We start from the raw sequence: 2,259 nt of genomic DNA, 5'->3' as shown, positions 1-2,259 counted from the left end.
CGAAGGGTGGCCCTTGCCATGATCCTAGATGGAGAGTCTTGGATGAACATCCGACGTTTCAAAGCCCTGCACGAGGCCGGCGCGACCTATGCCGACATCGCCCGCGAATGCGGCTGCGATTGGCGCACTGTCCGCCGATACCTCGCCGACGATGCACCCACGCATCCACCGCAGGGAACCTCGAGAGCAGGAACACAACCCCGAGCGATCACCGACGACATCGCCGCACTGATCGAAGAGATGCTCCGCGCCGACATCACCATCGCAGCCTCGGTCATCCACGAACGCCTCACCAACGAAAAGTCCGTGACCGTGAACTACCAACGAGTCAAAATCTATTGCAGCACAGCCAGACCCATCATCCGAGACGAACTCGGCGCAGAAGAATCCGGGCTCGGCAATCTACACCGCCGATTCGAAACCATCCCCGGCGCCCAAGCACAAGTCGACTGGGGCGATGAAGGCGATCTCTTCGGCACCGGACGCAAGGTCTACTCCTTCCACATGGTCCTCTCGTTCTCCCGTGACCCATTCTGCTGCTACACCCACTCGATGGACGCCGCCGCGTTCTGGGGCAGCCACATCCGAGCCTTCGCGCACTTCGGTGGCGTCCCGGGTTCGATCGTCTACGACCGCACCAAAACCATTGTCCGCAAACATGTCCGTCCCGGACATGCTGTCCCGTTGCATCCAGCAGCCGTCGCATTCTCCGGGCACTACGGCTTCGACATCGACGTCCTCGCCGCGTACCGGCCCACCGGCAAAGGCCGTGTAGAACGGCAAGTGAAGATCGTTCGGGATCACGTCCTGGCCGGTCGCACGTTCACCGATCTCGCTAGCACCGACCGCACCTTCATGGACTGGGTTCCGATCCGCCGGACTCAGGTGCACCGTACTCACCGTGAGGTCATCGGGACCCGCGCCGTCGTCGATCACGCGGCGCTACGTCCTGCCCCGGCCGAGCCGTATCTTGTCGCCGAAGCCCACCTACGGCGCATCGGAAACGACGCGCTGATCTCGTTCGAGGCATCGCTCTACTCCGTACCCGCCGACCGCGTCCGGGCAGGTCAACGAGTACAGGTACGCGCCGGTGCCGACAACATCGCCATCGCCACCCTCGACAGTGCCGGCGGTACCGTCCTGGCCGTCCACGCTCGCTCGCAGGTCCGCGGCGCCTGGGTCGTCGACCAGGCGCACTGGGCGTCACTGCCCGACGGTCACACCCGTGCCACCACCGACGGACGCGTCGATACAAACCCCGCGGAGGGCACACCGTCACCTTCGGTCGACGCAGGCGACCCGTTGACCGCCAAAGTCATCTCACTCGTCGGACACGTCCACGTCGAACATCGACCACTGTCCGCCTACGCCGTCTGACCGTGAACCACTATCCCACAGCATCTTCCACGACAGGACACCGTTCATGAGTTCACTGACCACCCAACGGATCATCGACAACGCCCTCCGGCTCGGCCTCGGTCACACCGCCGAATCGGTCACCGAATCCGCCGCCCGCGCAGATTCCGCGCAGATGGGATACCTCGACTTCGTCGACCACCTCCTCGCCGAAGAAGTCGCAGTCCGAGAATCCCGGCGGTTCCGCAACGCCCTCAAACTCTCCGGGCTTCCCCATCACAAAACCCTCGACGACTTCGACTACACCTTCCAACCCGGACTCGAACCGCGCCGCATCCGAGACCTTGCCACCCTCGAATTCCTCACCGGCGCAGGGAACATCGCGATACTTGGACCACCGGGAGTAGGGAAAACGCATATCGCGATCGGGCTGGCGGTCGCTGCCTGCCAAGCCGGAAAGTCGATCTACTTCACCACCCTCGACGACCTCGTTCGAAAGCTCAAAGCCGCCGACGCAGCAAACCGGCTCCCCCGGCAACTCGCGAACCTCATGCGCCCATCTCTGCTGGTCATAGACGAGGTCGGATACCTCGCCCTCGACCGCGACGAAGCCAACATGTTCTTCCAGCTGATCAGCCGCAGATACGAGAAGGGCTCCACGATCATCACAAGCAACAAGCATTTCACCGAATGGGGAACCGTCCTCGGCGACGACGTCCTCGCCACCGCGATCCTCGACCGACTCCTTCATCACTGCGACGTCCTGGCCATCAACGGCCCCAGCTACCGGCTCAAAGACCGGCAAGGGCTTGTCACACCAGTGGAGGCACCGGCATCATGAACCTGCCGGACACCGACACGTCAGGTCGTACACAGACCGACACGTGAGGTCGTCCACCGATA

General features: G+C 63.0%; 2 protein-coding genes. Both read left to right on the top strand.

Annotated features, from left to right (window positions below):
- Window positions 1–42 precede the first annotated feature (42 nt).
- The gene (gene istA / locus CH256_RS16425; RefSeq protein WP_008720775.1) at window positions 43–1,377 is read left to right on the top strand and encodes an IS21 family transposase; all 1,335 of its coding nucleotides are present in this window, start codon (window positions 43–45) and stop codon (window positions 1,375–1,377) included.
- Window positions 1,378–1,423: 46 nt separating this feature from the next.
- On the top strand, window positions 1,424–2,197 hold the full coding sequence (gene istB, locus CH256_RS16420; RefSeq protein WP_032385531.1) for an IS21-like element helper ATPase IstB: 774 nt from the start codon (window positions 1,424–1,426) through the stop codon (window positions 2,195–2,197).
- Window positions 2,198–2,259: the final 62 nt, after the last annotated feature.

It is taken from the genome of Rhodococcus sp. 05-2254-6, assembly GCF_002258565.1.
GTDB lineage: Bacteria > Actinomycetota > Actinomycetes > Mycobacteriales > Mycobacteriaceae > Rhodococcoides.
This window is presented reverse-complemented; position numbering and strand designations above follow the sequence as displayed.